General features: G+C 66.8%; 12 protein-coding genes and 4 pseudogenes. 8 read left to right on the top strand and 8 right to left on the bottom strand.

The features are described 5' to 3' along the window. The first annotated feature begins 15 nt into the window (after positions 1 to 15). The 3 genes from AL755_RS09935 (at position 16) to AL755_RS09925 (ending at position 2,966) form a co-directional block, all read left to right on the top strand. Entirely contained in the window at positions 16 to 1,200 is a 1,185-nt protein-coding gene (locus AL755_RS09935; protein ID WP_054010865.1) for a serine hydrolase domain-containing protein, read from the top strand. Continuing rightward, positions 1,197 to 2,171, top strand: coding sequence for a glycosyl hydrolase family 32 (locus AL755_RS09930; protein WP_054010864.1), 975 nt, complete (start codon positions 1,197 to 1,199; stop codon positions 2,169 to 2,171). Before AL755_RS09935 ends, AL755_RS09930 begins: the two co-directional genes overlap by 4 nt. 147 nt (positions 2,172 to 2,318) lie before the next feature. Continuing rightward, positions 2,319 to 2,966 (top strand): LysE family translocator, encoded by a 648-nt coding sequence (locus AL755_RS09925; protein WP_054010863.1) that lies wholly within the window; start codon positions 2,319 to 2,321, stop codon positions 2,964 to 2,966. Here AL755_RS09925 and AL755_RS09920 read toward each other — a convergent pair. Beyond that, positions 2,963 to 3,781 (bottom strand): SDR family NAD(P)-dependent oxidoreductase, encoded by an 819-nt coding sequence (locus AL755_RS09920; RefSeq protein WP_054010862.1) that lies wholly within the window; start codon positions 3,779 to 3,781, stop codon positions 2,963 to 2,965. The two genes, AL755_RS09925 and AL755_RS09920, sit on opposite strands and share 4 nt — an antisense overlap. A 99-nt stretch (positions 3,782 to 3,880) precedes the next feature. On the opposite strand from AL755_RS09920, the gene AL755_RS09915 reads away from it, so the two are divergent. After that, positions 3,881 to 4,516 (top strand): TetR/AcrR family transcriptional regulator, encoded by a 636-nt coding sequence (locus AL755_RS09915; protein ID WP_202813551.1) that lies wholly within the window; start codon positions 3,881 to 3,883, stop codon positions 4,514 to 4,516. A gap of 181 nt (positions 4,517 to 4,697) precedes the next feature. On the opposite strand, the gene AL755_RS24395 is transcribed toward AL755_RS09915, so the two are convergent. From AL755_RS24395 to AL755_RS24560, 7 genes and pseudogenes are all read right to left on the bottom strand, one after another. Then, on the bottom strand, positions 4,698 to 5,117 hold the full coding sequence (locus AL755_RS24395) for an aldose epimerase family protein (protein WP_337589584.1): 420 nt from the start codon (positions 5,115 to 5,117) through the stop codon (positions 4,698 to 4,700). 89 nt (positions 5,118 to 5,206) lie between these two features. Further along, positions 5,207 to 5,608, bottom strand: a pseudogene (locus AL755_RS24390) (aldose epimerase family protein); the annotation flags it as partial. A gap of 5 nt (positions 5,609 to 5,613) precedes the next feature. Continuing rightward, positions 5,614 to 5,937: pseudogene (locus AL755_RS09905) on the bottom strand (L-arabinose isomerase); the annotation flags it as partial. A 158-nt stretch (positions 5,938 to 6,095) separates the two neighbouring features. Continuing rightward, a pseudogene (locus tag AL755_RS09900) lies at positions 6,096 to 6,899 on the bottom strand (LacI family DNA-binding transcriptional regulator); the annotation flags it as partial. A gap of 655 nt (positions 6,900 to 7,554) precedes the next feature. Beyond that, complete coding sequence (locus AL755_RS09895) at positions 7,555 to 8,583, bottom strand: NAD-dependent epimerase/dehydratase family protein (protein ID WP_054010860.1); 1,029 nt, start codon at positions 8,581 to 8,583, stop codon at positions 7,555 to 7,557. Positions 8,584 to 8,652: 69 nt separating this feature from the next. Next, on the bottom strand, positions 8,653 to 9,858 hold the full coding sequence (locus tag AL755_RS09890; protein WP_054010859.1) for an ROK family transcriptional regulator: 1,206 nt from the start codon (positions 9,856 to 9,858) through the stop codon (positions 8,653 to 8,655). A gap of 27 nt (positions 9,859 to 9,885) precedes the next feature. Next, positions 9,886 to 11,160 (bottom strand): annotated as a pseudogene (locus AL755_RS24560) (FAD-binding protein). 167 nt (positions 11,161 to 11,327) lie between these two features. On the opposite strand from AL755_RS24560, the gene xylA reads away from it, so the two are divergent. From xylA to AL755_RS24005, 4 genes are all read left to right on the top strand, one after another. Next, the gene (xylA, locus tag AL755_RS09880) at positions 11,328 to 12,518 is read left to right on the top strand and encodes a xylose isomerase (RefSeq protein WP_054010858.1); all 1,191 of its coding nucleotides are present in this window, start codon (positions 11,328 to 11,330) and stop codon (positions 12,516 to 12,518) included. 203 nt (positions 12,519 to 12,721) lie between these two features. Further along, a complete protein-coding gene (locus AL755_RS09875) occupies positions 12,722 to 12,976 on the top strand; it encodes a hypothetical protein (protein WP_150117087.1) in 255 nt (84 codons plus the stop codon). A 61-nt stretch (positions 12,977 to 13,037) separates the two neighbouring features. Further along, entirely contained in the window at positions 13,038 to 17,402 is a 4,365-nt protein-coding gene (locus tag AL755_RS24010) for a non-ribosomal peptide synthetase (protein WP_054010856.1), read from the top strand. Continuing rightward, entirely contained in the window at positions 17,327 to 23,455 is a 6,129-nt protein-coding gene (locus AL755_RS24005) for an amino acid adenylation domain-containing protein (protein WP_054010855.1), read from the top strand. The genes AL755_RS24010 and AL755_RS24005 overlap by 76 nt, the downstream gene beginning before the upstream one ends. The last annotated feature ends 92 nt before the right edge of the window (positions 23,456 to 23,547 follow it).

Genomic DNA, 23,547 nt, shown 5'->3' with positions numbered 1-23,547 from the left:
GAAAGACAGGTTCCCATGACCACCACCGTCCAGGGCTTCGTAGCGCCCGGATTTGAAGAACTCGCAGATACCTTCGAGCAGACCAACCGCAATTCACCCGGTGGCAGTGCACTGTCCATCCTGATCTCGGGCGAGCCCGTGGTGGATCTGTGGGCCGGCACCGCCAATCCCTATACGTCCGCCGCATGGGAAGCCGACACCGCCACGGTCGTCTTCTCCTGCACCAAGGGGATCATGTCCTTGCTGATCGGCCGGCTTGTCCAGGACGGCCGGCTTGAACTCGATGCTCCCGTCACGACCTACTGGCCCGAATTCGGTGCGAACGGCAAGGAGTCCGTGACCGTCCGGGAACTGCTTGCCCACCGGGCCGGGCTTGCCGCCCCGCAACGGGACATCGACCTGGAGACCGCGCTCGACTGGCAGGCCGTGACCGCTGAACTCGCCGGGCAGAAACCGCTCTGGGAACCCGGAACAAACTACGGATACCACGCACTCACCTTCGGTTGGCTCTCCGGGGAACTGATCCGCCGGGTCACGGGAAAGACCGTGAGCCACTACCTGCACGATGCCGTGACCGGTCCCCTGGGCGCCGACTTCTGGATCGGAGTGCCCGACGACGTTGCACCGCGGGTCGCCCGGCTCATCGCCAGTGACACCCTGGGCCAGGCGGCACCCGGCCCCTCGTTGATCGATCCAGCCGATGCCTACTGGATGGAACGGGCCATGACGCTGGGCGCCGCCTTCCCGGCCGCCCTCGTAAAGCCCGGGGAGGGCTTCGATGACCAACGCGTCCAGAAGGCCGAGATCCCGGGTGCCGGCGGGATCGCCACCGCCACGGCACTGGCCACGATCTGGTCGGCAGCCGTGACCACGACCAACGGAACGCGGCTTCTCGACGACGTCGTCGCCCGGGATATGACGTCGGTGCAAAGCGAAGGCGCACCGGTATGGTGGCTTCCGGGCCCTTACCCCCGCTGGGGCACGGGATTCATGTTGACTTCCGAACGCCGTCGCTTCCTCACCCCCCGCTCCTTCGGCCACGACGGCGCCGGCGGACAGGTCGCTTTCGCCTCCCCTGAACACGAGCTGGGCTTTGCCTACACGACCAACGTCCTCCAGGGGCAAGAAGACAACCGGGGCACGTCCCTGGTGCAAAGCCTGGCCGCCACGCTCGGCGAAAAAGGAGGGCACGCACAGTGACCTTCGCACTGCCCGATCACTGGGTCTGGGACTTTTGGTTCGCCGACGACGGCGAGCGCTTCCACCTCTTCTACCTGCACGCGCCCAAGTCCCTGGGTGACCCGGAACTGCGCCACCGCAATGCACGCATAGGGCACGCAAGCTCGATCGACCTGCACGACTGGGACGACCACGGACCGGTTCTTGGGCCGGGGCACCCGGACGCATTCGACGCAAGCGCAAGCTGGACCGGCAGCGTCGTCCGCGACGACGACGGCCTCTGGCGCATGTTCTTCACGGGGTCACGTTTTCTGCGTCCGGGAGAACAACCCAACATTGAGACGGTGGGCCTCGCCATCTCCAGCGACCTGTATCTGTGGCACAAGAATCCGGCCCCGATCCTGCCTGCCGATAGCACCTGGTACGAAACCCTGGAGGACGGTTCCTGGCACGAGGAGGCGTGGCGCGACCCCTGGGTCTTTAGAATGCCGGACGCCGAGATGTGGCATATGTTGCTTACCGCACGGGGAAAAACCGGGGCGAACACCCGCGACCGGGGAGTCATTGGCCACGCCGTCTCCGCGGATCTCTCCGTCTGGACGGCCCAGCCGCCACTGAGCAAGCCCGGCGCGGGATTCGCCCACCTTGAAGTCCCGCAAATAGCCGAAGTCGACGGCCAGAGGATCCTGCTCTTCTCCTGCGACAGTGCGCACCTGGCGGGCCAACGTGAAGGCTATACGGGCGGCATCTGGTACACGCTCATCGACGCGGAAACCGGGCCCTACGACACTGCCTCCGCCCGGTTGCTCGTCGATGAACGCCTCTACGCGGGCAAACTGGTCACCGACCGGTCCGGCCAGGTCCGGCTCATGGGTTTCCAGACAGGGGCGGAGGAGGGATTCAGCGGGCAGATCAGCGACCCCATTCCCCTTCTCTTCAGGGACGGTGCGATCCAGCTCGCAAGCCAGGCAAGTACCTACCCCCGGAACTGACCCCCGCACCAAGGTGCCGTGCAGTTGGGATCCCGATCTTCCGATTGGGATCCCAACTGCACGGTTTACCCCTATCCTGAACCAAGCGGGCCCTTACGGGTTTCGTCGATTCACCAACTTGCGCCATGTCTTTACGATGGGAGCCCCGTGATTTCACTCACTGCCGCGGCGGCCATGGCTTTGGTCGCATTGGGGATGGTGCTCACGCCGGGCCCGAACATGATCTACCTGGTCTCGCGCAGCATCAGCCAGGGCTGGCGCGCCGGGATGGTCTCGCTCGCGGGTACCGCACTTGGTTTCATCATCTTCATGACCATGGCGAACGTCGGCCTGGCTGCGATCTTCGTCATCGTGCCTTTGCTATACACCGCACTCAAGGTTGCCGGCGCGGGCTATCTTTTGTGGCTGGCCTTCAAGGCCCTTCGCCCCGGCGGCCTCTCCGTCTTTGACGCCCGTGAATTGCCTCGGGACCCCGGCACGAAGCTGTTCCGGATGGGCCTGGTGACGAACCTTTTGAATCCCAAGGCCGCGATCATGTACCTGGCGTTGATCCCACAGTTCGTCGACCAGGCCTCCGGCGGTGTCGTTGCGCAGGGATTCCAGCTCGGAGGGGTGCAAATCGCCGTGAGCCTGACGGTTAACGCCGCGCTCATCCTGGCGTCCGGCTCCATCGCGGTGTTCCTTCAACGGCGTCCGTCGTGGATGCGCTGGCAGCGATGGCTCACCGGCACCCTCCTGGGCGCCGTCGGCATCAAACTGGCCATCGATGCCCCTGCCCCGGCTGTATCCGGCTAGCCGTTCATCACCGGAACCGGCATCAGGTGGACGTCGCCCAGGACCCGGGCACTCGTCCTGGCCAATGCCCGGCGTGAGAGCAGGCGGGTACTCAGGGCCGTAAAGTGGTTGATCCGTCCCGAAACGATGCTCGGGCGCCCGTTCGACTTGTCCAGCTCGCGGAAGGTTGCGTCAATCACCTGCACGGGTGTTTGCTGCCGGCCGACCGAGGCGTCGGACGTGCCGACCACGTCGAAGAACTCCGTTTTGGTCGACCCCGGGCTCACGGCGAGCACCCGGAGCCCCGTGCCGCGGGCCTCCGCCCACAGCGCCTCGGTGAAGCTCAGCACGAATGCCTTGGTCGCACCGTAAACAGCCATGCCGGGCGTCGGCTGGTACGCCGCGGTGCTCGCCACCATGACAAGCGCACCGCGGCCCTGGAGCAACTGGGGCATAAAGGCGCGGGAGAGTTCCACGACGGCACCCATGTTGAGCTGCATCTCGCCGGCCATGCGCTCCGGATCGGCCCGGTCGAACGCGCCATGGCTCCCAAATCCGGCATTGTTGACGAGCGAGGTAATACGGATTTCGCGACGCTCCAGTTCCTCGCGCAGGGCTATCGCAGCACCGGGAACGCCAAGGTCGGCCGGGCGCACCTCGACCTGGACGTTCGCGGAGGCCCGCAGTTCGGCCGCGAGTTGCTCGAGCCGCTCGGCTCGTCGGGCGACGAGTACCAGCTTCGATCCGCGCGCCGCGAACCGTCTGGCAAATTCGACGCCGAGGCCGGAGCTCGCGCCGGTGATGAGTGTGGTTCCCCCACTAAGGTCAAGGGTCATCGTGGATTCCTTCGGTCGATACAGACAATGTTGTCAGTGACATCATTGTTCACTCACCCACTCTTGTTGTCAATGTCAACATCGCGATATGATCGTTGCGTGCCCACTCACCCCTATCACCACGGCGATCTCCGCCGCACCTTGCTCGAAGCCGCTGCGGCCAGCATCGAGGCGAACGGCGTCGAAGCACTGTCCTTGCGGCAGTTGGCCCGCGATGCCGGCGTCAGCCATGCTGCGCCAAGCCGGCACTTCCGCGACAAACAGGCGCTTCTGGATGCCTTGGCGGAGGACGGCTTCAACCGCCTTGCCACGTCTCTCAACGAGGCCAGCCAAGGAGTGGCGGCCACCCCTGCGGCAGCAAGGAGACGTTTCGAGGACCTCGGCCGCGGCTACGTCGCGTTCGCCCTCGCCCAGCCAACCCTTCTCTCGCTCATGTTCGGACTAAAGCACGCGCCGGACGCCCGTGCCGAACTCCTTGCCGCCGGACACGAATCGATGGCGCTGACGATGCGCGTCATCGTTGCGGCGCAGGAGATCGGCGCCATCGGCCCCGGCGACCCGCAGCACATCGCACTCGTCGCCTTCGCAACCTTCCACGGCGTCGCAACGCTGACCTCGGGCGGGCTCCTCGACGGAGTACCGGCGGATGAGCTGGTCGCGACCGCCAGTGAGTTGTTTTGGCGCGGACTCCAACCCCAGATGGCGGTGGCTCCGGACCTCGCGCCGGGCACATAAACTCCCGGGAAAGGGCCAGGATGACGGTGTCCTGCGCAGGAGGCGGCTATCTCGTAGCCGCCCTTACGCATTTCGAACCCCGGCGGCCGCCACACGCTGCGCCCGGCCATAACCTCCCCCGTTGCCGGAGGGGACTCCGGTGGCAGTCATACGTTGGTCGGCGCCACAAGCGCGGCTTGTTTCAAGACCGGCAGGCAACCGAAGCACCTTGCATGCCCCCGAAGATGCGCCACCACGCCGCATGCGTGTCGCCCGGCGCAAGGACAATCACGTCGGTGCCCGAGTTAAAGGCGTCCGGCGGGCACGTCATGGGTTCGGCGGCGAGGCCCAGCCGGCTGGCGGAGCCATCGGCCTTGTCAGCGGTGTGGATTTGCAGCCACGGACAACCGTCGTCCCAGCTCATGCCCACCTGGGTTCCCACCGGGTCGCTGAGGACCAGCCGCGGCACGGGACCCAGGCCCGTAAATGCGTGGTCGATCATCGTGGTCCCGACGGTCCGGGGGGCGCTGAAGTCGAATTCGTCCCCCTCCACGGGAAGCAGCGCATGCGGCAACAACCGATCCGGGGTGACGGCAAGGTAGGAGGTTGCTTGGAAGGACAAAACCCATTCATCCAGGGGCGATCACCGGCGAGGAGGTAAGGATGCGGGCACACTCCGTAAGGCCCGGCAAGGAAACCGGTATTGCTGGCCTCCACCATGCAATGAAGTCCTTCCGGATCCAGCCGGTAGGTGGTCGCCAACTCAAGCGAGGTGGGATAACCATAGGAAGGTGCGACCTGGCACGTCAGCGTAATGGAGTCGGCGTCGACGTTCTCCACCTCCCACAGCTCATCAAAGACGAGGCCGTGAAGCGCGTTCCCCCGCTCCGGTTCGTTCAACGGCAGATGTTGAAGCACGCCGTCGAATCGATAGGCGCCATCGGCGACCCGATTTGGCCAGGGAGCCGCGATGATCCCCCTATAGTCGGGAATGGGGCCGCGCAACTCAAAAGGAACCACCAGGTCCCGTCCAAGGTGCTGAAGTTCGCGCAACGCCGCTCCCCGCTCGGTAATCCGGGCCGTGTAGTCGCCGAACCTGATCAGGTGGTCCATCCCGTTCACAGCCCGGACGCGAACTTGTAGTAGGCCTGGTTCCACCGGATCTCCAGTTTGAAATCGCGCAAGGTGGTGCCCTCGTCGATCGTGAGCAATTCGGTCTGGGCCATTTCGGCGAAGTCCTCGAAGGTTTCCAGCCCAACCTGGGTGGAGAGGACAGTGTGATGCGCGGCGCCGGCTGTCAGCCAGGCCGCAGCGGAGGTTGCGAAGTCCGGTTTGGGGCTCCACAAGCCGCGGGCAACGGGAAAGTTGGGCAGGGGCTGCTCCAGCGGTACGACGTCGACGGCATTGGCCACGAGCCTGAACCGGTCGTGCATGTCGGGGAGCGGGCCGGCATGGTCGCCGCATCCCTAGATGACCGGGGCGCCGGCGGTGGAGCCGCGAACCACCAGCTCAGGAACAACCTCGGGGCCGCACCGCCCTTGGCGCCGCCGTCGAGCTCGGCCAGCAGGGCGTGGATGCACCGTTTGCCCAGTTCCTGGAAGTCCTGGCGAACAGTCGTCAACGGCGGCAGGAAGAACTCCGACTCCGGCCAGTCGTCAAAGCCAACCAGGGAGACGTCGCCGGGGACACTCAGCCCTGCCTCGTCAAAGGCACGCAGGAGGCCAAGCGCCATCTGGTCGTTGCCGGCGAAAATGGCGGTGACATCCGTGAGGCCGGCGATTTCACTGCCCACCCGGAATCCCGAAGCCGCGCTCCAGTCCCCCTCATACAGGGGCCCCTCCGGCAGGCCGGCGTTGGCCAAAGCACTGCGCCAGCCCTCAATCCTCGCCACGGTGTCAACCCACCCGGCAGGCCCGGCCACGTGGCCAATCCGCCTGTGCCCCAGCGAAATGAGGTGCTCCACGGCCCGTCGCGCCCCGGCCACCTGGTCGATGACAACCCCGGTCAGGCCGCTCGTGCCTGCAGCGCCGATGGCAACCACCGGAACGTCGAGATTGAGGTTCACGAGTGTTTCAAAAATGCCGGCATGCGGAACCTGTACCACGACGCCGTCCACACTTTGATCCATGAATCTCAGTAATGCTTCCTCAATGGTTTTGGCACTCACCTCGACCAGGCCGGCGATGCTGACGAAGTAGCCGGCTTCGCGGGCCGCCTGCTGGAGCGCCAGCAGCGTGTTCGACGGTCCGTATTGGGACATCTCGCTGGCGAGGACCCCAATGGTGTTTGAGCGCCTGGTGACAAGGTTGCGGGCGGCGGTATTGCGCCGGTACCCCAGTTCGGCAATTGCACCCTGCACCCGCTTCAGCGTTCGGGCGCTGACATTGGGATTTCTATTGAGCACCCGGGAGACCGTCTAATGCGATACGCCGGCCAGTTTCGCCACGTCCTCCATGACGGGAGCGCGGCGCTGACCTTCGGATATCGGCGTCATGGGGACCCTTTCAACGAACGAATGACTGATCTTGACCCACTGAACTGAGTGAGCGCCACCAAAAAGATGGATCAACGTCACCACGGGACGTGCGAAAGGCCCCGCCGATCAGGTGAACGACGACGGGTTCATCGTTCCCGCCGACCGCCGGCGCGCATGGGACTTCAGTCGGGACGGCATTCTCCGCTCCATCGAGGCGAGCCTTGGCCGCCTCGGAACGGACTACCTGGATATCGCCTAGCTGCACGATCCCGACAACCACTGGGAGCCCGCATCATCCACGGGGGTCGACACCCTGATTGAACTTCGGGAACAAAGCGTGGTCCGCGCCATCGGGGCCGTCATGAACCATTCCACCATGCTTGCCGATCTTGTCAGGAACGCGGCGTTGGAATTATAGCCGCACCGGACTACAACTCCGGCATGCGGGTGGAAGCCCATGTCCAGAGCACCGTGGACCGCTACCATGCCCAAATCCCCGACTCGCTGTGGGCAGAGCTGCACGAAAGCGGACTCGCCCCCGACCCCGCACGCGTCGCCTGACGCAATGCGTCAAGCGACGCGCTTATAGGGACACCAGGCCCTTCCGCACCATGGATTCCGCGGCTGAGGCGATCGCCTCGGCTGGATCACGCGGCGTCCAGCCAAGGATGTGCCGCGCCTTGTCGTTGGAGGTCTGCTTGGCGTAGCCGAGGTCAGGCAGAATCTCGCGGAACTGCGGGTTGGTCTCCGCGGCGGCACGCACGACTTCGTCCGGAACGGTTCCGGTGGGGACTTTGGCCGCGTCCGCACCCAGCCGCTCTCGAATCGTCGCGGCGATGTCCTTCAGCTCGAGCGCCGGGCCATTCGAGAGCAGGAACCGCTGGCCGGCGGCCTCGGGGCTCGTCATCGCCAGGATGTGAGCCCGGGAAACGTCACGAACATCGACGATCGGGATGAACAGGCGCGGCGTGGCAGGCATGGCGCCATTGAGCATTCCCTGGATCAGGTGGTTCGCCCCGGAGACGTCCTTGCCCATGACCGGCCCCATCACGGCCACCGGCAAGATCGTGGCCAGCTCGGTGGAGTTGCCGGCCATGAAATCCCATGCAGCCTGCTCGGCGAGGGTCTTGCTTTTAGCGTAGGCGTCGACGCCGGGTCCGTCGAGCACAGTCCAATCGGCCTCCGTGAACACATGCCCGTCGTGGGGATGCCCCCAGCTGACCGCGTGGAACGCCGAGGTGAGCACTACACGTTTGACGTCGGCGTCGCGGGCTGCCCGCAGTACTCTCAGTGCTCCCTCGCGGGCCGGGACGATGAGTTCGTCCTCGTCGTCGATATGGCCCGGCTGCACCGGGGAGGCCACATGCAACACGAAGTCGATATCTGCGACCGCCTCGGACCACCCGTCGTCGCGGGTCAGGTCGGCCGCGACAAAACCCAGCCGGACACCGTCGGCCAGGCCCGCGTCGGCAAGGACCGCGCGCACCGACGCCTCCTTGGCCAGGGAGCGCACCGTGGTGCGGACCTCATAGCCCGCATCGAGCAACTGCAGGATGCAGTGGCCCGCGATAAAGCCGGAGCCTCCGGTCACGACAACGCGCTTGCTGGGCATTTGCCTGCCTCCGAATCGTCGGTGATGTCAGCGGGGTCAACCGCTGAACCTGGGTCACACGAGCTAATACTAGGAAACGCCAGCCTCTCCGGGGAACCCCGCAGGGTCCGCCAATAGTGCGGCAAACGCCAGTTCCGCGGCGCCCACCATCATCAAATCCGCGCCCAGGGCCGCCGGGTGGATGGTGACCTCGGAGCCCGGTTCCCGCATGGACTGCGCGGTGACCGCCGCCAGCAGTTGCTCCGGAGCGGCGGCGTAAAGAGCAGCCAGGAATCCATCCAGCACCACGGCTTCCGGGTTGAAAATGTTCACGGCATTGCGCAGTGCGGTGGCGAGGTGGGCCACCTGCCGGTGCACCTCAGCCGTCACAGCGGGATCCGCCGAACCACCCAGGGCACGTACCAGCTCGGCAGGCTCACCGGCGTCGAGCGCCAGGGCCTCCAACAGGGGCGCCCGGCGCACCTCGGTCTCCAGGCAGCCAAAAGCACCACAATGGCAGCTGGTGCCGTCGCTGCGCACCAGGGTGTGCCCGATCTCCCCGGCATAGCCGGAAACTCCCTTGAGCAGCCTGCCGTCGGCGATGATGCCGCCGCCAATGCCGCTGGCGCCGCCGTTGAGGTAGACGAGATTGGCGATTCCTGCGCCCGCCCCGAACATCATCTCGGCCTCCGCCGCCAGGGACGCATCATTGGCCGCACGGACCCGGTACCCCGTGGCCGCTGCCAGCATGGCGGCCACCGGTTCGTTGCGCCAATCAAGGTGGGGGGCGTGCCGGACCACACCGTCGACGGCGGTGACCAGCCCGGGCACGGCGACTCCCACCCCCACCACGCGGTACTTCGCGTCGAGTTCCCCGCGCATGCCGGCAATCACGGCCGCGGCGATGTTGACTGCTTCGGCCGCCGTGGGAATCCGCTCCGTGGGGTAACGGACCTTCGTCAGGACCCGACCTCCCAGCCCCACCAGACCGATCGTGACGGCGTCGATCTCGGGATTGACGGCCAGGGCCGCGATGGCGGGATTCGGGTGAACTTGCGGACTGGGCCGGCCCACCTGAGCCTCGCCTTCCGGCGCGGCCTCATAGACAAGCCCCTGGGCCGTCAGCGCGGCAATCAACACACTCACGGTTGATCTGTTCAGCCCCGTCAGCCTGGTCAATTGGGCGCGGCTGAGTGAACCGTGGTGGTGGACAAGCGTCAGGATCCTGGCCGGACTGTTGGATCGGGACACGTCGGTGCCCAGGTCAGCGGCATGGAGCTTGCTTGTAGCGGGCATGCCCTTACCTTCTCTCATGAGCACCCCTCACTGGCCGAACACTGTTCGGTCCAGAAAGTCATTGCGAAATTTTCCACTCGGGTCAAGGGTTGTTGCCATGGCCTTGAAGTCGGCGAATCGGGGATAGAGCGGTGCCAGCAATGCCGCATCGGCATGGAAGACCTTCCCCAATGCGGCCGGGCCCCAAAGGGCGCCAGCGCCGCCTCGATGAGCGGGAGCACAGCCTCCACGCCATCCTGGTCGGGCCGCCACGTAAAGTGCAGGCCCATGCCGTCGCGACCGTAGTTGGGGCTCAACCACAGGTCATCGGCGGCAATGGTGCGGATCTCCGACACCAACAGCAGCGGTGAGATGATGGCGGATAGCCGGCGCATGGCCGTGATGGCCGCGACCGCGTGCTCACGGGGCAGCAGATATTCGCTTTGGATTTCGTCGCCGCTGCTGGGCAGGAAGTCCATGCGGAAGTGTGGGAGCCGGTCCGAGGCGGGACCCGCAGCCCCCAATTGCGGGGTGCAGTTCACTGCGGAGAGCCCCGGGAGCGGGTGCATGTCCCTGCTTGCCGCCGCACCGCCAAACAACGACGCCGGATAGTCCCTGCCCCGGCCATCGTCCAGGCGCTGCTTGAACCAGGCCTGCCCACGGCGTCACCGCTCCAGTCCGTGAACAGGCTGACGGAGTAAGCTCGAGAGGTTACGGCCTCAAAATCCGCCAGGACGGCGTCCCAGGGCAGCCCCGTGTACGCGTGCTGGGCCACCATGAAATCGGCTTCGATTCGCATCGTCACCGCGGTGACGATGCCCAGCGCACCGAGTCCCACCACGTAGCCAGGAAAATCGGGAGTACCCTCCCGGGTGACGGTGCGGACCTCCCCTGCGGCGTCAATGAATTCCAGCCCGACCACCGCGGTCGCCAAATTTCCATTGGTGTCCCCGAGCCATGGGTCGCCGTGGCGACGGCACCGGCAATGGAGATATGCGGCAGTGAGGCCAGGTTATGCACCGCCTTTCCGTGACGCTTGAGCTCGGCGGCGAGCATCCCATACGTTATCCCCGCATTGACGGTTGCGGTGCTGCGTGCGGCGTCGATCGATAGTGTCGGTTCCAACCCGGCCAGGCTCACCAGGATTCCGTCGGAGTCGGCCAGCGAATTAAAGGAGTGCCGCGAGCCGAGCGCGCGCACTTTGGCAGCTCCGGCCACCAGTGCGCGGAGCTGATCAACCGTGGCCGGACGGTGGATTTCGGCGGCCCCGTAGCTGTAGTTGCCGGCCCAATTCCATTCGGCGGTGTCCTGTTGCACTGCCATGGGTCGCTCCTTCGATTCACCGAACAATAATTTGACGTGGAACACAACATAACAGCCTGACGGGGCGCCAGGTCGCTTCCAAGGGGGTTGACATGGCCGGAGAAACTAATATGTTTGATTACAGAACTTATTATACGTGACGGCCACCACTTCATTGGAGATCTGACATGGCACTGGAACCCACCCGTGAGGACAAATTTTCCTTCGGCCTCTGGACTGTGGGATGGCAGGCGCAGGACCCGTTTGGTTCATCCACCCGCCCACCACTGGATACCGTGGTCGCGGTGAACAAGCTCAGCGAACTGGGCGCCTATGGGCTGACGTTCCACGACAACGATTTGTTCCCCTTCGACGCCACTGCCGTGCAACGCCGGCAGGAGATCGACCGGCTCAAGGGCGCCCTCGACGCCACGGGCATGGTCGTGCCCATGATCACGACCAATCTGTTCACCCACCCCGTCTTCAAGGACGGCGGCTTCACGAGCAATGACCGGGGCGTGCGCCGCTTCGCCCTGCGCAAAGTCATCGACAACCTCGATCTGGCTGCCGAGCTCGGTGCCGAAACCTTTGTCATGTGGGGCGGCCGGGAAGGCGCCGAATACGACGCCGCCAAAGACATCCGCGGAGCGCTGGAACGCTACCGCGAAGCAGTGAACCTGCTCACCGACTACGTCACCGACAAGGGTTACGCCCTCCGCTTCGCGATCGAACCGAAACCGAACGAACCGCGCGGGGACATCCTGCTGCCCACACTTGGCCACGCCCTTGCGTTTATCGAGACCCTGGACCGTCCCGAGATGGTGGGCATCAACCCGGAGACCGGCCACGAGCAGATGTCGGGGCTGAACTTCACCCACGGCATCGCCCAAGCCCTGTACCAGGGGAAGCTTTTCCACATGGACCTCAACGGCCAGCGCGGCATTAAGTTCGACCAGGACCTGGTATTTGGCCACGGCGACCTGCAGAACGCCTTCTCCCTGGTGGACCTACTGGAAAACGGCGGCCCCAACGGAGGCCCCACCTACACCGGCCCCCGCCACTTCGACTACAAGCCCTCACGCACCGAGGACATCAACGGAGTGTGGGACTCGGCGGCGGCCAACATGCGCACCTACCTGCTGCTGAAGGAGCGCGCCCAGGCCTTCCGTGCCGATCCCGAGGTGCAGGCTGCGCTGGCCGCCTCCCGCGTTGCTGAGATCAACGTCCCCACCCTGAGTCCGGGCGAAGGCTGGGAATCACTGCGCACCGACAAATCCGCTTACGAGGACTTCGACGCCGACGCCTACTTTGGCGGCAAGGGCTTCGGCTTCGTGAAGCTCCAGCAACTCTTCATCGAACACCTTCTGGGCGCCCGCTAGGAAACCCCGGCGGCATGTGCCGGTACCCACCGCTGTGAGCGTGACCGGCGGGTTCCGGCCCGCACCGGTGGAAAAGCGCAAGTGACCCCTCCCATCCAAAACCGCGCCGGCTCCGAATGTCCTCATGACGCTGCCCTGCCGCTTAACGCCCGCAGCGAAGGAAACATGACGACAACACCAGGAGATTAACGATGCACAAGTCAATGAAAAACTTCGGAACCCTCACCATGGCCGCCGGCGTGGTCCTCGGCGCACTCGCCTTCGGAGCAGCGCCTGCGAGCGCAGCAACCACCACCGGCTCCGCAGCCCCAACAACCCAGGCGGCAGGCCCGTCCTTCCTCAATGGCTCCTTCCTCAACGGCTCCCTCATCTCGGGTCCGGTCCTTGGCTCACCCCTGATCAACGGCCCGTTGGTATCGATCCCGTTCGGCCCCTTCCAGTTGGGCCAATTCCAGTAACGGCACCCTCCCGCAGCATTCCCCGGCGCATCGCCGGACCACCGCCATCGTGAGAAGGACCATGCCCCAGCACACTCATCCACTGTCTTCGTCCGCCACCGGCACCCACCGTGCCCTGACCACCGCACAGCGTGGCATTTGGTACGCCCAAAAGCTGGACCCGGGCAACCCGATGTACCAGATTGCGCAATTCGTGGACATTGCCGGCGCTGTTGACGCCGTGCTGCTGGGGCAGGCCGTCCGGAAGGCCATTGCGGAAACGGATGTCCTGAATGTGCGCTTTGCCGAAGACGACGACGGCCCCCACCAGGTGACCGCGCCGTCGGCGGTGGAATTGATCGTGACTGACATGCGCGGATTTCAGGGCGAATCCGGTGCCGCCGAGGCACATGTGCGGGGAGTCATGGATCGGGATCTCGCCACGGCGCGCGACGTAGCCGCGGAGCCACTCTTGCGGGTGGAATTGTTCCAGCTCGATGGCCACCGGCACTTCTTCTACCAACGCGTCCATCACCTGATGCTGGACGGCTACTCCGCAGTCCTGGTGCTCAAGCGGGTTGCCACGCTGTACAACGAGATGTTGGCCCCCTCCTCCGACACAGAGGCCCGCACGGGGGCCTGCACGCCTTTTCCGTCGCTGGATGCGCTGTTGGAAGAGGAGGCCGAATATTTGGGCTCCACGCATGCCGAGGCCGACAAAGCCTATTGGGAGCGAACTTCGGAAGAAACGCATGCCGGCCTGGCCGGGCGCCCCACCCGCAATGCCTCGGCACTGCTGCGCGTCTCTGCCGCACTCCCCCCGGAGGTTGTGGACGGGCTGGCCGACGGCGCGGCCAGCGCCCCGGCCGTCGTCGTCGCCGCCGCAGCCCTCTACCTGCACAAGATGACGGTCGAGCGGCACATCACCCTCGCCCTGCCCGTCACGGCCCGCCGGGGCGCCCTGGCGAAGTCCGTCCCGTCCATGCTGTCCAATGTGGTCCCGATCCGCCTTGACCTCACACCCGAGGACACGCTCTCAGATACTGCCATGAACGCCGGCGGGGCACTGCGCAACGCCTTGATCCACCAGCGGTTCCGCCAGGAGGACCTTGCCGCACGCCCGGGCTACATGGGACCCTCCGTAAACATCCTGCCCATTGTTGACGGCCTTAACTTTGGCGCATCCCCCGGGACCATGAACGTGCTCTCCACCGGCCCGATCGACGATCTCTCGATCGTCGTCCACGGCTTGGCGCAGGGCCGGACCACCCGGGACGCAAACCCCGTGACCATCCAGTTCGAGGCCAACGCAGCCCTGTACGGCAGCAACGCCGTCCGGGACCACCTGCACCGCTTCACCCGGTTACTGGGACAAATCACCACCGCCGGGGAAACCACCGTCGCGGCACTTACCGTCACCACGCCGGAAGAGGAACAGTCATTACTGGCCATGGGCGGAGCGGAACCCCTGACCCTGCCGTGCCATACGGTCGCCGAAGAATTCGAGGCACATGCTGCCGCAACACCCCACGCCCGCGCCGTCGTGGCAGGGGACGGCCACCTCAGCTTCGCCGAACTTGACCACCAGTCCAACCAACTGGCGCACTACCTGCGCGCCCGCGGCGCCCGGGCCGGCACCACCGTGGCCGTCCGCCTGGGACGGAGCACCCTGCTGGCCGTGGCCATCCTTGGCATCTTGAAATCGGGGGCCGCCTACGTCCCCATCGACCCGGACTACCCCGAGGGGCGGGTACGGGGCATGCTCGAAGACGCCGAACCCCTGTTCCTGCTGACCTCGGCCGAATTCAGCGACCCGCAGTCCCCCCAACACCTGGCCAGTCCGTCACCGGAGCTGGTCCTCGACGCGGACCAGCTGGCGGCAACGCTGGCCGCTCTCCCCCAGCACCGGCCGGACACCGTGGCGGCCGGCCAGCACGACCTCGCGTACATCATCTTCACCTCGGGCTCAACGGGCCGGCCCAAGGCTGTCGGGGTGGAACACCGCGCCCTGTTGAACCTGTATGCCTCCCATCGCGAGGACATCTTCCGCCCGGCCGAAGCCAGGTTGGGGCGTATCCTGCGGGTCGCCCATACAGCCGGGCTCTCTTTCGACGCGTCCTGGGACCCGATCCTGTGGCTCATTGCCGGTCATGAGCTCCACCTGGTCGACGACCTCACCCGGCGGGACCCGCACGCGCTGGCCGCGTACCTGGTTGAGGAACGGATCGACAGCATCGAGACCACACCGTCCTTTGCCAAGGTCCTCCTGGCCGAGGGATTGTTCGACGCCGCGACCCACCCGTCGGTGGTGGCGCTGGGAGGCGAGGCCGTCGACCCGGCCTTGTGGGGACAGCTGGCCCAGGCCCGGGGCGTCACGGCCTACAACTTTTACGGCCCCACCGAGACCACCGTTGACAGCATGACGGCGATCATGGAGCCCGGTTCCACACCGCACCTGGGTTCCTCGGTGGCCAACAGCCGTCACTACATCCTGGACTCCGGCCTGAATCCCGTGCCGGGCAACGCCATCGGCGAACTCTACGTGGCAGGGCACAACGTGGCCCGGGGCTATCTCGACCAACCCGAACTCAGCTCCGAACGATTCATCGCCGACCCCTTCGCCTCCGACGGCTCCCGCATGTACCGCACCGGAGACGTCGTGCGGCGTCTGGCCTCCACCGGCGTGGAATTTCTCGGCCGGATCGACCAGCAGGTCAAGATCCGCGGATTCCGGATCGAACCGGCCGAGATCGAAGCAGTCCTGTGCGCCACCGACGGCGTCGAGCACGCCGTCGTGGTCGTGACCAAGAACCGTGCCGGCTATGACCAGTTGCTGGCCTACATCACCGGACCCGACGGGCTGGACACTGCCGTGCTCCGCGCGAGCCTGCGCCACCGCCTGCCGGACTACATGGTCCCCTCCACCATCGTGCACCTCCCCCGGATCCCACTGACGCCCAACGGCAAGCTCGATACCAAGGCGCTTCCGGAACCGGAGACCGCCGGCGCCACGACGGCACCGCACAACGACGCCGACCGCGCCGTGGCGGACGCGTTCGCGGAAGTGCTGGGACTGGACGGCGTGGGCCGTGACGACGACTTCTTTGAACTGGGTGGCCATTCCCTGCTGGCAACCCGTTTGGTGGCAGTACTCAGGGCAAAGCTCGGATCCGCTCCCACCCTGCGCACCGTGTTTGAATCGCCCACGGTGGCCGGCATCGCCGCGACTCTCGACACGCCGGCACCGCACTCCCGTCCCCTGACCCGCCAGGGCCGGCCCAGCCCGCTGCCGCTTTCCCATGCCCAGCGCCGCCTTTGGTTCCTGAACCGCTTCGATCCCTCCTCCGGCGCCTACAACATCCCGGTTGCGCTCACCCTCACCGGCCCGCTGGACGTGGACGCCCTGGGGCGGGCCATCAATGACGTCGTGGCACGCCACGAAAGCCTGCGCACCGTCTTCGCATTCAACGACGGCGAACCCGAACAACGCATCCTGGCTCCGGCCGGCGCCGCAGTGCCGCTCGCCGCCGTCCAGACAACCCGCGAACACCTGGACCACGCGGTGCGGACCGCATCGTCCCGCGGCTTCGACCTCACCACCGAGCTCCCCCTGCGTGCCGCGCTGTTCCAACTGGAGCCCCGGGACCATGTGCTGTTGCTGACCCTGCACCACATCGCCGCCGACGGCTGGTCGCTGGCCCCGCTGGCCCGGGATTTGTCCACGGCCTACTCCGCCCGGGCCGGCAACACCCACCCGGATTTCACCCCCCTGCCGGTGCAGTACGCCGACTACTCGCTCTGGCAGCGTGCGGAACTCGGCAGTGAGGACGACCCCCAAAGCCCCATCGCCCGCCAGCTGGCCTTCTGGAAGGCCGAGCTGGACGGCTCACCCGAAGAACTCGCCCTGCCATTCGACCACGCCCGCGGAACCCGGACGGGCCAATGGGCCAGTGCCGCCGTCCCCGTGAGGATCGACGGCGCCACCCATGAGCGGCTCACGGCCCTGGCCCGCGACCACAATGCCAGCCTTTTCATGGTGTTCCAGGCCGCCTTTGCGGCGCTGCTGACCAAATTGGGGGCCGGCACCGACATTCCCGTGGGCACCCCGGTGGCCGGGCGGCCGGATACCGCACTGGACGAACTGGTCGGATTCTTCGTCAACACCGTGGTGCTGCGCACCAACACCTCGAACAACCCCACCGCTGCGGAACTCCTGGACGCCGTCAGGTTCACCAACCTGCGCGCGTACGCCAACCAGGACGCACCGTTCGAACGGGTCGTGGAGGAACTCAACCCCACCCGCTCCCAACAGCGCCACCCCCTCTTCCAGGTCATGCTCACCCTCGCCACCGCTGCCCCGAACAGCTCTCCATGGCCGGCCTGGATGCTGTTGCCGACCGGACCGCCGAACCCGGAGGGGCCAAGTTCGACCTCCTCCTGGACCTGACCGAGGAAGGACCCGGTTCCGGGATCACCGGCTCGCTCGGATTCGACCCGGCCCTCTTTGAACCGGCAACGGCGGCCCTGATCGCCGCCAGGTTCGGCCACCTGGTCGAACAGATCGCCGCCAACCCCCACACACCTTTGTCGCGGCTGCGGGTGACCACCCCACAGGAGTCGACGCAAACCCGCGAGCTCGGCAGCGGCCCCGTGGCGGAGAACGGCCCGGCCACGGTGCCGGCCGAATTCGCGGCCACCGCGACACGCCACCCGGGCCGCACCGCGGTGAGCGACGGAACCGCCACGTTGACCTTTGCCGAATTGGCCACCGACGTCGAACTTTTGGCCGCGGGCCTGGCAGCCTCCGGGATTGGACGCGGCGACCATGTCGCCGTCGCACTCCCCCGCGGCAACGACGTGGTGTGCGCTGCCCTGGCCGTGCTGCGCGCCGGCGCCGTCTATATCCCCGTGGACCTCAGCTACCCGTCCGAACGGATTGGCCTGATCCTGGACGACAGCGCCCCGCGGCTGATCATTGCCGCCGAGAACCTGGCCGAACTGCGGGCAGCCGGGGCACAAGGTCCTGCCCTGGCGGAACTGGCCGGCATCACCCCCGAGGACCCGGCCTACGTGATCTACACCTCCGGCTCCACCGGCACTCCCAAGGGGGTGGCCGTCACCCATGGCGCCCTGGCCAACTTGTTCCTGCACCATCGATCCACCATCGTCGCCGAGACGTTCGGGCACGGGGACGGGGCGGAGACGGCGGTGGCGCACGTCACGGGGCTGGGATTCGACGCCGCCTGGGACCCGATGCTGTGGCTTGTGGCCGGCGCCACCTTGCACATGGTTGCCGATGACATCCGCACGGACGCCCAGGCCCTCGTGGAGTTTTGCACAAGCAACGCCATCTCGGTACTGGAAACCACGCCGTCCTACATCGCCGTCCTGCTCCAGACGGGCCTGTTGGACGACCCCCGGACCACGCCGCTGGTGCTGGCCCTGGGCGGTGAAAGCGTGCCGTCCGGGCTGTGGCGGGAACTGGCCGGCAGTGACAAGGTCACCGCCTACAACTTCTATGGACCCACCGAATTCACCGTGGACTCGGTGCTCACCCGCATCAGCGGCACCGTTCCCACCATCGGCCGCGCCGTGCGCAATGTCGAAAGCTACGTCCTGGACGACTTCCTGGCCCCGGCACCGCACGGTGTCACCGGGGAGCTGTACCTTGCCGGGGCCGGGATGGCCACCGGCTATGTCAACCGTGCCGCCGAAACGGCCGGCCGCTTCGTTGCCAACCCCTACCGGGAAGGCGCCAGGATGTACCGCACCGGCGACCTGGTCCGGCGGCTGACCGGCGGCGAGCTGCAATTTGTTTCCCGTGCCGACGACCAGCTCAAGATCCGTGGCTTCCGGGTGGAACCCGGCGAGATTGAGAGCGTCCTGACCCGCCACGACCAGGTCAGCCACGCCGCAGTCATCGTGGAGGACGGCCCCGCGGGGCGCATCATCGGCTACTTCGTCGGCACGGCGGACCCCGAGGAACTGCTCGGCTTTGCTGCCGGGCACCTGCCCGACTACATGATGCCCAAGGCCCTTGTCGTTTTGGCCGGAATCCCGCTGACCTCGCACGGAAAACTGGACAGGCGCGCACTGCCCGCCGCGGCCGCCACCAGCCCGGGATCCCGGGCTCCGGCCACGGTCCGGGAAGAAAAGATGTGCGCCGCCTTCGGCACCGTACTCGGCGTCGACAACGTGGGGCTGGACGACAACTTCTTCGACCTGGGAGGCCACTCCCTGCTGGCCGTCGCCCTTCTCGCCGCCGTCCGCGAGGCTCTCGGCATTGACCTGCAGCTGCGCACCATCTTCGAGTTCCCCACGCCGTCGGCGCTGCTGGCGAGCCTGACCACCGGCCCCGACAGTGACGCCGGCGGAACCGGCCCGACGCCCGGGCCGTCCGTGGACGCCTGGCTGAAAGCCACCCAGGCAACCCGCCCCGACACGATCCCGCTCTCCTACGCCCAGTCGCGGCTATGGTTCCTGAACCAGCTGGACCCGGGCTCCGCCGACTACAACATCGCCCTTGCCGTCCGCCTTACCGGGGACCTGAACACGGAAGCACTCGCCCAGGCCCTCGATGACCTGGTGGCGCGCCATGAAGTCCTGCGCACCAGCTACCCCGCCACCGACGGAACCCCCGAACAGCTGGTCCACCCGGCAACCACTGCCACCGGACTGCTTGAGTTCAAGGAAATCGGCAACCAGGGTGAAGTGCACGGCCTGCTCACCGAAGGGGCCACCCGCGGCTTTGACGTGGCGCATGACCTCCCGTTAAGGGCCACCCTGATTGGGATCGACGACGACGAATGGGTGCTGCAGCTGGTCATCCACCACATTGCCAGTGACGGCGCCTCCCTGGCACCCCTGGCCCGGGACATTTCTACCGCCTACTCGGCGCGTTGTTGCGGGGCCAGCCCCCTTCAGCGACCCTTGGGCCTGCAATATGCCGACTTCGCCCTGTGGCAGCGACACGTGCTGGAAGGCCCGCCGATAGCCGGCGGACACGTTTCCAGTGACCCCGCAGCCGCGGTCGAACCGGCCCTGGACGCCAAGTTGCGCAGCTGGAAGGATGCACTGGCCGGGGCGCCCCCCGAGCTGGCGTTGCCCGATGCCGGTCCCCGCGCGGCGGGCGCACGCCAGCCCGGCGGCCACCAGGTCTTCACCCTTGGCGCGGAGACGACCTCAGCCCTCGCCGGCCTGGCCGGGGCACAAAGCGCCAGCCTCTTTATGGCGTTGCACGCCGCACTGGGCGGCTTCCTCTCCCGGATGGGGGCCGGAAACGACCTGGTGATCGGCTCCCCGACGGCCGGTCGGAGCGACCCGGCCCTGACGGAGCTGATCGGGTTCTTCGTCAACACCGTACCCATCCGCCTGGACGCCTCCGGCAACCCGACTTTCCGGGAGCTGATCGGCACGGCACGGCGCAGCGTCCTTGACGCCTTCGACAACGACGACGTGCCCTTTGAACGGCTCGTGGAGGCCCTGAACCCGCCCCGCGAATTGGGCCGGCACCCGCTCTTCCAGACCATGCTGGCCGTGGAAACCGCGGTGCGCGCCGCCGTCGAACTTCCCGGCGTGCAAGCCCTGCCCGAACCGGAGACACCCACCGGCGAGGCGAAGTTCGATTTGTCCTTCACCTTCCGCGAACTGGGATCCGGCCAGGGCCTGGCAGGCACCTTGGCATACAACGCCGCCATGTTCAGCGGCGAGGCGATCACCACCCTCGTCGAGCGCTTCGAGACGTTCGTCCGCCTGGCCGTGCAGTCTCCCGACAGCCCCCTCGCCCGCCTGGCAATCCTTTCGCCCGGCGAAATCGAGTCCCTGAGCGCCGCCACGGCCGGTGCCGACCACCCCGCGGCCAAGGGAGTTCTGGACGTCTTTGCCGAGACCGTCGCCAAGGCTCCGGAGAACACCGCCGTGGTCTGCGGCGGGCAATCGTTGACCTTCGCGGCCCTCGACGCCGCCGCCACCCATTTGGCCGGCGCACTCCGCGACCGGGGCATCGCGGCCGGTGACCTCGTCTCGGTGTACCTGCCGCGGTCCGTTGACACTGTCGTGGCAGCCCTGGGCGTGCTCCGGGCCGGTGCCATCTACAACCCCATTGACGCCGACTACCCAGCAGAGCGGGTGACGGCCATCCTGGAAGACGCCCGCCCCGGTGCCATCGTCACCACGGCCGCCCTGGAATCGGCCCTCAACGCCAGCCTGGCCGCGGCCGGACTTGCCGGCGCCGAACGGCTCCTTACCGAGGCCCTTCCCGCCGCCGCACCCGCGGTCCTCGCTGAACCGGCGGCTTCGCAGCTGGCCTACGTCATGTTCACCTCCGGTTCCACGGGCCGGCCCAAGGGCGTGGAAATCAGCCACGGTGCCCTGGCCAATTTGCTGGCCTCGCACCGGGACACCCTGTTTCCCGACGCCGCCGAGCGGACCGCCCGGGGGCCGGTGCGGGTGGCTCACACGACAGGCGTCGGCTTTGACGCCTCCTGGGACCCGATGTTGTGGATGGTGGACGGCCATGAACTCCACCTCATCACCGACGAGGTCCGATTGGATCCCCAACGGCTCGCACTGTACTTCGCCGAGCACGGCATCGGGGCCTGGGAGACCACGCCCGGGTATGTGCGCCAGCTGCTGGCAGAACCGGCGTTTTCGACGATGCTAAGGGAACGGGACGCGTCCGAAGGTCCCGCCCTTCGCCTGGCCTTGGGCGGGGAGGCGTTCGACGCCGCCCTGTGGGAAGAGCTGTCCGCACTCGACTCGGTCCGGGCCTGGAACCTTTACGGCCCCACGGAAGCCACGGTCGATTCGCTGCTTGCGCCCGTGGCCGGCACCGGATACCCGGTCCTCGGCTCCCCCACCCGCAATTCACACGCCTACGTCCTGGACGCTTCCCTGCAGCACGTGCCGGCCGGGGTCCGGGGCGAACTCTACCTGGCCGGGGCCCAGCTGGCCCGGGGCTACCGGGGCCGGACCGGGCTGACGAGCGAACGATTCGTCGCGGACCCGTTCGGCGCGCCCGGCCGGCGCATGTACCGCACCGGCGACCTCGCCACCAGGAGTGCCGCCGGCGAGTTGCTTTTCCACGGCCGCAATGACCAGCAGGTGAAGATCCGCGGTTTTCGGGTGGAGCTCGGCGAAGTGGAACGCGCGCTGCGTGCCGTGCCCGGCGTTGCCGCCGCCGTCGCCCTGGTCCGTAACACTGCCATGAACTCGGCCGTTCCGGGCACCGCCCGCCTGCTGGCCTATGTGGTGCCGGAGCCGACCCCCGGCACTTCGCCGGCGGATGCCACGGACCTCCCGGAGCAGGCCCGCGCCGCACTGCGCCGGGTGCTGCCCGGCTACATGGTCCCGGCCGTCGTCGTGGTGGTGGACCGCATCCCCCTGACCCGCAACGGCAAGGTCGATGGTGCGGCACTCCCCGATCCGGCCGGTCAGCCCCACCGGGCCGGCCTCGCGCCCAGGACTCCGCGGGAGGAGACCGTTGCGGCGATCTTTGCGCAGGTGCTGGATCTGCCCCGGGTCGGCGTTGACGAGTCGTTCTTCGAACTCGGCGGACATTCCTTCCTGGCCCAACCCCTGGTCGGCCAGATCAACGATGCGCTGGGCACCGAGCTGCCCGTCCAGGCGCTGTTCCGCTCCCCGAGCGTGGAGCAACTGCTGGCCGAGGCGTCCAAGGGGGCCGCGGAAAACGTGGCCGACAGCCTGCGGCAGCTGCTGCCGCTGCGCAGTACGGGAAGCAAGGCCCCGCTCTTTGCGGTCCACCCCGCCACCGGCGTCAGTTGGGGCTTCGCGGCCCTGTTGCGGCACCTGGACAAGGAGCGGCCGCTGATCGGCCTGCAGATGCCGGGCATGCTTCCGGGCCGTGATGGCGGGCTCCGTTCCCACACACTCACGGAGCTTGCCGACGACTACATCGCCCAAGTGCGCCAGGTACAGCCGGAGGGCCCCTACCACCTGATCGGCTGGTCCTTTGGCGGCAATCTGGTGCAACGCCTCGCCACACGGCTCCAGGAATTGGGCCACGAGGTCGCATTCCTGGGCATCCTGGATGCCTTCCCGACGCGGCAGGAATCCAATGCCGACATTGGCACGGGTCCTGCGTTGTGGCGGAACTACCTGCACGCGGCCGGCTTCCCCGTGCCGGAGGGCGAGGAGGAAGGCCTGGACGGCACCCGGGTCCTGGCGGTGCTCCGGGAGAACCACAACGCCCTGGGCAGTATTCCGGTGGCATCCCTCAACGCCATGGTGGAGAATTTCTCCGCCCTGGCCCGCATGATCCGGGAGGCCACGGTGCAACGGTTCGACGGCGATCTGCACGTTTTCCGGGCCACCGAGGACGTCCCCGACGGGGCGCCGGGATCCGCGTCCTGGAAGCCTTTCGTGAGTGGCCGGATCCACGACACGCCCGTGCCGGCCCGGCATTCGGACATGCTCGGCGAACGTGCCTTGGCCCACATCCTGCCTGTCCTGGCAATCCGGTTGGGCCAGGGCACCGAATAGCTACTAGCGGTGGGGACCCGGCACGGTTGTTTCGATCCCGTCCCGGCTCCCTCCGTTGGCAGAAGCAATCCAGCAAGGAATCTGAGGGAATT

Source organism: Arthrobacter sp. ERGS1:01 (assembly GCF_001281315.1).
In the GTDB taxonomy this organism is placed as follows: domain Bacteria; phylum Actinomycetota; class Actinomycetes; order Actinomycetales; family Micrococcaceae; genus Specibacter.
This window is presented reverse-complemented; position numbering and strand designations above follow the sequence as displayed.

Bases quoted from the DNA above. Each gene is read 5' to 3' on its own strand.
- AL755_RS09935 (WP_054010865.1), top strand. From the start codon at position 16: ATGACCACCACCGTCCAGGGCTTCGTAGCGCCCGGATTTGAAGAACTC.
- AL755_RS09895 (WP_054010860.1), bottom strand. From the start codon at position 8,583: ATGCCCAGCAAGCGCGTTGTCGTGACCGGAGGCTCCGGCTTTATCGCG.
- AL755_RS24010 (WP_054010856.1), top strand. From the start codon at position 13,038: ATGCCCCAGCACACTCATCCACTGTCTTCGTCCGCCACCGGCACCCAC.
- xylA (WP_054010858.1), top strand. From the start codon at position 11,328: ATGGCACTGGAACCCACCCGTGAGGACAAATTTTCCTTCGGCCTCTGG.
- AL755_RS09920 (WP_054010862.1), bottom strand. From the start codon at position 3,781: ATGACCCTTGACCTTAGTGGGGGAACCACACTCATCACCGGCGCGAGC.
- AL755_RS09890 (WP_054010859.1), bottom strand. From the start codon at position 9,858: ATGCCCGCTACAAGCAAGCTCCATGCCGCTGACCTGGGCACCGACGTG.
- AL755_RS24005 (WP_054010855.1), top strand. From the start codon at position 17,327: ATGGCCGGCCTGGATGCTGTTGCCGACCGGACCGCCGAACCCGGAGGG.
- AL755_RS09875 (WP_150117087.1), top strand. From the start codon at position 12,722: ATGAAAAACTTCGGAACCCTCACCATGGCCGCCGGCGTGGTCCTCGGC.